General features: G+C 72.6%; 5 protein-coding genes and 1 pseudogene. 2 read left to right on the forward strand and 4 right to left on the reverse strand.

Annotation, left to right across the window (positions count from 1 at the left end; translation table 11 throughout):
• Positions 1 to 489: 489 nt before the first annotated feature.
• From ABD211_RS24950 to ABD211_RS24960, 3 genes are all read right to left on the reverse strand, one after another.
• On the reverse strand, positions 490 to 2,820 hold the full coding sequence (locus ABD211_RS24950; protein ID WP_344136721.1) for a sodium-translocating pyrophosphatase: 2,331 nt from the start codon (positions 2,818 to 2,820) through the stop codon (positions 490 to 492).
• 169 nt (positions 2,821 to 2,989) lie between these two features.
• Positions 2,990 to 3,451, reverse strand: a complete 462-nt coding sequence (locus ABD211_RS24955) for an ATP-binding protein (protein ID WP_344136724.1) — start codon at positions 3,449 to 3,451, stop codon at positions 2,990 to 2,992.
• 21 nt (positions 3,452 to 3,472) lie between these two features.
• Positions 3,473 to 3,820 carry an STAS domain-containing protein gene (locus ABD211_RS24960; RefSeq protein WP_344136727.1) on the reverse strand — a complete coding sequence of 116 codons (348 nt, stop codon included), beginning with the start codon at positions 3,818 to 3,820 and terminating at the stop codon, positions 3,473 to 3,475.
• 166 nt (positions 3,821 to 3,986) lie between these two features.
• Between ABD211_RS24960 and ABD211_RS24965 the strand changes: the two genes are divergently transcribed.
• Together ABD211_RS24965 and ABD211_RS24970 are read left to right on the forward strand one after the other, a co-directional pair.
• The gene (locus ABD211_RS24965) at positions 3,987 to 6,275 is read left to right on the forward strand and encodes a DEAD/DEAH box helicase (RefSeq protein WP_344136733.1); all 2,289 of its coding nucleotides are present in this window, start codon (positions 3,987 to 3,989) and stop codon (positions 6,273 to 6,275) included.
• A gap of 10 nt (positions 6,276 to 6,285) precedes the next feature.
• Positions 6,286 to 6,948: a hypothetical protein gene (locus ABD211_RS24970; protein WP_344136730.1), complete on the forward strand. Its 663-nt coding sequence runs from the start codon at positions 6,286 to 6,288 to the stop codon at positions 6,946 to 6,948.
• Positions 6,949 to 7,183: 235 nt separating this feature from the next.
• Here ABD211_RS24970 and ABD211_RS24975 read toward each other — a convergent pair.
• Positions 7,184 to 7,396, reverse strand: a pseudogene (locus ABD211_RS24975) (Rv3654c family TadE-like protein); the annotation flags it as partial.

Here is a 7,396-nt window from a genome sequence, read left to right on the forward strand (position 1 = left end):
GCCCGGGTGGCCCGGGTGGCCCCGCCGCACCGCCCGGGCACGGCCCTGTGCCGCCCGCACGCCCGGCGCCAGGCACGTACGGCGGTCCCCACCGCCCCGGCCCGCAGGTCCCCCAACAGCCCACCGCCCCGCTCCCCCACGTCGACGACGGCCGCCACCACCGCCCCGACTAACCCCCCCCACCCCCCCCCCCCCCCCCCCCCCCCCCCCCCCNGCACCGTGTCGGTAGCCGCCAAAGTTGCGACTTTGGTCCGCGCCATTCCGGGTGGTCCGCCACATGTGCGCATGTGGCGCGCCTGTCGCGCCCTGCCCCTGCCATAAGGGCCCACGCGCCCGCCCTTGATGGGTGGGGCACCTTCCACGCCCGCCAAGAGGTCGCCCTCGGCGGTCGTGGGCACGACCCGCCGCCGGTGGCGACCCTGGTTGGCAGGTGACGGCGGGCGGCGGGAATGGCGGAGGGGGGGCCCGNCCTGATGGTGTTGCTCGGGGTCAGGCGGTGACCTTCTCCCGGTCGGGGGCGGTGTCCTCAGGCGCTTTTCCCGAATCACCGGCTTCGACGGCGATCGGGCGGCGCTTGCTGATGACCACGGCGGTCGCGACGATCGCGGCCGCGACGACGGCGATGCCGATCCGCAGGCCGGTGTTGGCGTCGTCGCCGACGCTCCACATCACCACGGCGGGCGCGATGAGGAGCGAGACGAGGTTCATCACCTTGATGAGCGGGTTGATGGCCGGGCCGGCCGTGTCCTTGAACGGGTCGCCGACCGTGTCGCCGATGACCGTCGCGGCGTGCGACGCGGAGCCCTTGCCGCCGTAGGCGCCGTCCTCGACCAGCTTCTTCGCGTTGTCCCAGGCGCCACCGGAGTTGGCCAGGAACACCGCCATGAGCGTGCCCGCGCCGATCGCGCCGGCCAGGTAGCTGGCCAGGGCGCCGGCACCGAGGCCGAAGCCGACCGCCACGGGGGCGAGCACGGCCAGCAGGCCGGGCGTGATGAGCTCGCGCTGGGCGTCGCGGGTGCAGATGTCGACGACCTTGCCGTACTCGGGCCGCTGGGTGCGGTCCATGATGCCGGGCAGCTCGCGGAACTGACGACGGACCTCGAAGACGACCGCGCCGGCCGACCGGGACACGGCGTTGATCGCCAGGCCCGAGAAGAGGAACACGACGGCGGCGCCGATGAGCAGGCCCACCAGGTTGCGCGGGTTGGCGACGTTGAGCAGGTCCGACACGTACAGGCCGATGTCCTTCACGCCCGCGTCGGCCAGGGCCGTGCGCAGGCTGGAGGTGTACGACCCGAACAGCGCGGTGGCGGCGAGCACGGCCGTGGCGATCGCGATGCCCTTGGTGATCGCCTTGGTGGTGTTGCCGACGGCGTCGAGCTCGGTGAGCGTGCGCGCGCCGCGCTCGTCGATGTCGCCGGACATCTCGGCGATGCCCTGCGCGTTGTCGCTGATCGGCCCGAAGGTGTCCATGGCGACGATGACGCCGACCGTGGTCAGCAGGCCCGTTCCGGCCAGCGCGACAGCGAACAGCGACAGCAGGATCGAGCCGCCGCCGAGCAGGAACGCCCCGAAGACACCGGCGCCGATGATGAGCGCCGAGTACACGGCGGACTCGAGGCCGACGCTGATACCGGCGAGGACGACCGTGGCCGGGCCGGTGAGCGACGTCTTGCCGATGTCCTGCACCGGGCGCTTCTCGGTCTCGGTGAAGTACCCGGTGAGCGCCTGGATCGCGGCGGCGAGCACGATGCCGATGACGACCGCGATGATCGCGAGCCACTGCGGGCTGACCGGCAGGTCGGTCGCGCCGAGACGCGCCAGCCACTCGGCGGGCCACGCCTTGGGGAGGTAGAACAGCGCGGCGCCGGCGACCAGCACCGCGGAGATCACGGCGGACAGGTAGAAGGCGCGGTTGATCGCGACGAGCCCGTTGCGGTCGGAGGGCCGCAGGCGGGTGATGAACACGCCGATGATGGCGGTGAGCACACCGACGGTCGGCACGATGAGCGGGAAGACCAGGCCGTCGGCCCCGAAGGTGGCCTTGCCGAGGATGAGCGCGGCGACGAGCGTCACGGCGTACGACTCGAACAGGTCGGCGGCCATGCCGGCGCAGTCGCCCACGTTGTCGCCGACGTTGTCGGCGATCGTCGCGGCGTTGCGCGGGTCGTCCTCGGGGATGTTCTGCTCGACCTTGCCGACCAGGTCGGCGCCGACGTCGGCGGCCTTCGTGAAGATGCCGCCGCCGACCCGCATGAACATGGCGAGCAGCGCGGCGCCGAAGCCGAAGCCCTCGAGTACGGTCGGCGCGTCGCCCTCGTAGATCAGCACGACGAGCGCGGCACCGAACAGGCCGAGGCCGACGGTGAGGAAGCCGACCACGCCGCCGGTGCGGAAGGCGATCTGCATGGCCTTCTCGCGGCCGCCGTCCTCGCGGGCCGCGGCGGCGACGCGCAGGTTGGCGCGGGTGGCGAGGCCCATGCCGGCGCCGCCGATGAACGCGGAGAAGACCGCGCCGACGATGAAGAAGAGCGACCGCCCGATCTTGATCGAGGTCGCGCTCCCGTCCTCCACGTCGTTCACAGGGAGCAGGAACAGCAGGCCCACGGCGATGACCACGAAGATGGCCAGCGCCTTGAACTGCCGGAACAGGTACGCCGTCGCGCCCTCCTGCACAGCTCCGGCGATCTCCTGCATGTTTTTTGTGCCCGTGCCGGTGCTGAGCACCGCCTTGACGAGCACCCCGGCGAAGCCGAGGGCCACGAGTGCGATGACCGCCGCTATCACGACGTAGGTGAGATTCGACCCCTCAAGGGACATCCGTTGTCCTCCTGTACCGGCATGTGCCACTGCCCGCCCGTTGGCTGCGGGTCTAGCGCTGAGCGGTCACCCGGACAGCGCAGTGTGAATGACTGGCGTACTCTAGCGGCCCCACGTAACTGGGGTCACACCCGCTACCTACCATGTCGCGGTGATCTTTATCCCTGTGCTAGCGACCGACAGGCCGGTTGACCGGCCAGGACATGAAGACCTCGGTGCCGGCGGACGCCGATCCGTGAGCGATCTTCAGGTCGGCGACAAGGCCCTTGAGCAGCACAAATGACATGTCCGCGGTGACTTCGTCGTCCGGGATGTCGTCGTCGTTGAGGTCGTTGACGACGACTCCGGCGCCCTTGGAGTAGCGCAGCCCGATGCCCGGCTCGGGCGGGCCGTGGTCGGTGACGCGGACGGTGAACCGGTCGCCGTCGGACATGGACACCTCGATGGGGGTGCTGATCCGGTGGGCGCGGTGCCGGGCGACCGCCCGGGCGCAGGCCTCGGCCGTGGCGAGGCGGATCTCCTCGACCGCGTCGGCGCCCAGCCCGGCGCGGCGCGCGACGGCGGCGACCACGAGGCGCACGGTCCGCATGTACGCCGGGTCCGGCGAGAAGGTGAGGTGGATGTGTGCCATGCGCTCAGCGCCCGCCGCGCGTCACCGGCTCTGGCCCGCAGCCGTGGCTGCGTCGACCGAATCGTAGATATCGAACACCGAGTCGAGCCCGGTGATCCGGAAGATCTTCAGCAGACGCTCGTGCGAGTAGACGAGCCGCAGCGATCCGTCCAGGCTCCGCAACCGCCGGTGGATGCCGGCGAGCACGCCCAGGCCGGACGAGTCGATGAAGTCCACCCGGCTGAGGTCCACGACGATGTCGGTGGCCCCCTCGCCGATCAGGCGCTGCAGCTCTTCGCGCAGCTGAGGCGCCGTGTAGACGTCGATCTCGCCACCGATCTCCAGCACGGTGTGCCCGGCTTCGGCACGCGCCGTCATCGACAGCTCCATGAGCTCTCCTCCGCTCCGGCGGTCCTGCCCCGCCATGGCAGTGACGGCTTACCTTCGGGAGGCATCTTGCCACCTGTGCCGGTGCGGCGCGACGCGCGCCACGGCGGGGTGGGAGAGTGCAGGCGTGACCGTTGTCGCGCCCGAGCCGGGCGAGCTGCTGCACCGCATGGTCAGCGGACGGGCCGAGGTGGCCGGCGGCGGCGTGACGCACGTGGAGCGGCTGCCCGCCCGTCCGGGCATGCCTGTGCCCTGGCCCGACTGGGTGCCGACCGACCTGCGGGATCGACTGGCGTCGCGGGGCGTGACGGCGCCGTGGCGGCACCAGGTCGATGCGGCGGAGGTCGCGTGGCGCGGCGGGCACGTGGTGGTGGCGACCGGGACGGCGTCCGGCAAGTCCCTGGCGTACCAGATGCCCGTTCTTGCACGCCTGGCCGCGGACCCGAAGGCCACGGCGATTTATCTTTCGCCGACCAAGGCGCTCGCCGCGGACCAGTTGCGCGCCGTCGTCGGTCTCGCCGATGAGGGGGTACGCCCGTCCGGGTACGACGGGGACACGCCGACCGCCGAGCGGGACTGGATCCGGCAGTACGCCCGGTTGATCCTCACCAACCCGGACATGCTGCACCGGGGGATCCTGCCCCGGCACGACGCGTGGGCGACGTTCCTGCGCCGCCTGCGGTTCGTGGTGATCGACGAGTGTCACGCGTACCGGGGGGTGTTCGGCTCGCACGTCGCGCACGTGCTGCGGCGGCTGCGCCGGATCTGTGCCCGGTACGGCTCGTCGCCGGTGTTCATCCTTGCCTCGGCGACGGCCGGCGATCCGGCGACGACGGCGGGTCGGCTGACCGGCCTGCCGGTCACGGCCGTCACCGACGACGCGTCGCCGCGCTCGGGGGTGACCTTCGCGTTGTGGGAGCCGCCGCCGCTGCCCGGGCTGTCCGCCGAGGGTGTGGTGGACGCGGCCCCGGTGCGCCGCTCGGCCCTCATGGAGACCGCCGACCTGCTGGCCGACGCGGTGTCGCACGGGGTGCGCACGCTGGCGTTCGTCCGGTCGCGGCGGGGCGCGGAGGTCGTCGCGTCCGTCGCCCGGCGCGGGTTGGGGCACGCGGTGCCGGAGCTGGCCGACCGGGTCGCCGCCTACCGGGGCGGGTACCTGCGGGAGGAGCGCCGGGCGCTGGAGCGGGCGCTGGTCTCGGGCGAGCTGCTCGGGCTGGCCGCCACGAACGCCCTGGAGCTGGGCATCGACGTCGCCGGCCTGGACGCGGTGCTGCTGGCCGGGTACCCGGGGACGCTCGCGTCGCTGTGGCAGCAGGCCGGGCGGGCCGGCCGGGCGGGGCGGGAGGCCCTGTGCGTGTTCGTGGCCCGCGACGACCCGCTCGACACGTACCTGGTGCACCACCCGGAGGCGCTGTTCGGCCGCCCGGTGGAGGCGACGGTCCTGGACCCCGGCAATCCTTATGTGCTGGCGCCCCACCTGTGCTGCGCGGCGGCCGAACTGCCGCTCACGGCCGACGATCTCTCCCTTTTCGGCGAGCAGACCCCGCTCGTGCTCGACGCGCTGGTGGCCGGCGGGTCGCTCCGCCGCCGCCCGACGGGCTGGTACTGGGTGGGCACCGGTCGCCCCGACGTCGACCTGCGCGGCAGCGGCGGCGTCGAGGTGTCGATCGTCGAGGCGGCCACCGGGCGCCTGCTCGGCACCGTCGACCCGGCCGCCGCCCACGTGCAGGTGCACCAGGGGGCGGTCCACCTGCATCAGGGCACGTCGTACGTGGTGGATCAGCTCGATCTCGACGACGCCGTGGCGCTGGTGCACGCCGAGGAGCCGGACTGGACGACCCACCCGCGCGACGTGACGAACCTGCGGGTCCTTTCCGTCACCTCGTACGTGGACGCGGGCCCGGTGGGCCTGTTCCTCGGCGAGGTGGAGGTGACCAACCAGGTCGTCGGGTACCAGCGCCGGCGCCTGGCCACCCGGGAGGTCATCGACACCCGGCCGCTGGACCTGCCGGCCCGTGAGCTGCGCACGGTCGCGGTCTGGTGGACGGTCGCGCCGACGGCGCTGCCGGACGACGTGGACTGCGACGTGCCCGGCGCCCTGCACGCCGCCGAGCACGCGGCGATCGGCCTGTTGCCGCTGGTCGCGACGTGCGACCGGTGGGACATCGGCGGGCTGTCGACGGCGGCGCACCCGGACACGGGCGTGCCGACCGTGTTCGTCTACGACGGGCACCAGGGCGGGGCGGGATTCGCGGAGCGCGCGTACTCGGCGGCGGCCGAGTGGCTGTCCGCGACCCGTACGGCCATCGCGGACTGCGCCTGCGCGACGGGCTGCCCGTCGTGCGTGCACTCGCCGAAGTGCGGCAACGGCAACGACCCGCTGGACAAGTCCGGCGCGGTCCGCGTCCTCGACGTGGTTCTGGCCGCGCTCGCCGGCAGGTCGGTGCGAGCGGGCTAGCATGTCCGGTGTGGAGGGTGCGTCGTTCGGGCACGAGGGCGGGCGCGAGCTGGATGGCTCGGCGTCCCCCGATGCCCTTTTCTACGATCCGGTCCACGAGGTGCTCGTCGCGTACGACGAGTTCGACGAATGGCTGACCACCGCGGTCGACATCGTGCCGCTTCTTCTCCTGGAGCACGCGGACAGGCAGTTCCAACGTAACCGCCGCGCCCTGCGGAGGTATGGCCGTTCCCCGGGCCGGAGCGTAGCCGGGGACCGGAAAGATCTTGAAGAGCACGCGTCACACGCCTTCGGTCGGCTTCTCGCACCCGCACGCCCGAGATCGTTCCGCGCGGCCTGTGTGGACCGGCCCCACAATCCCCGGACCGATCCCGCCCGGAGCGCCGCACAGGATCCTGTTGAGGTCCTGAGCGCGCGGTTGGCGCGGCGGTTGGCGCGCTGGGCTGTCGGCGCGCGCGGGCCGATGACTTTCCGGAGATTCCTCCGAGCGCTGGTGCGGCAGCTCGCGATCCTGCTGTCACGGATGCTCCCATCCCGGCAGCGCCACCGCCCCGAGCGCCAACCGGACGCGCTCACGCACCAGCACACCGTCGATCAGTATCGTCCGCGCGGGCCCAGCCGTGCCCGGAACCGTCTGCCCGTCCTGACGTTCCGGGAGCTTCTGCCTGCGTAGGTTCGCTCTCGGCTGACCCGAGGAGCGCCCCATGCCGGCCTGGCTGACCGAGGTCGTCGGCACATCCCCCGTTCTGGTTGTCTCGTTCTTCGCCTACCGGACCGTGCGACACATCGTCGCGTCACCGTTGTCCATCGCCGCCGTCGTCGGCTTGTTGGGCGGCAGGGAACGTCGCAGGGACGCGCGCGAGATGGCGCGGATCCTCTGCGGCCAGGACGAAGCGCCACGGCGGCGCTCAAGCGGACTCAGCCGTCGCCGGGCCGGCCCGGGCCGATCTCGTCGCCGTGCCCAGCGCCGGGCCGGGGAGGTCGAGCGTCACCGCAGCCGTCACGATGACGTCCAGGCCGACCAGGACGCAGGAGACCAGGTCGGCGCCGTTGGCCGCGACGAGCGCAGCAGCGCGACCGCACGCGGCCGACTCCCCGACCGGCGCCCACGCGGCCCCGGC

The organism is Luedemannella flava, assembly GCF_039528515.1.
Lineage (GTDB): Bacteria > Actinomycetota > Actinomycetes > Mycobacteriales > Micromonosporaceae > Luedemannella > Luedemannella flava.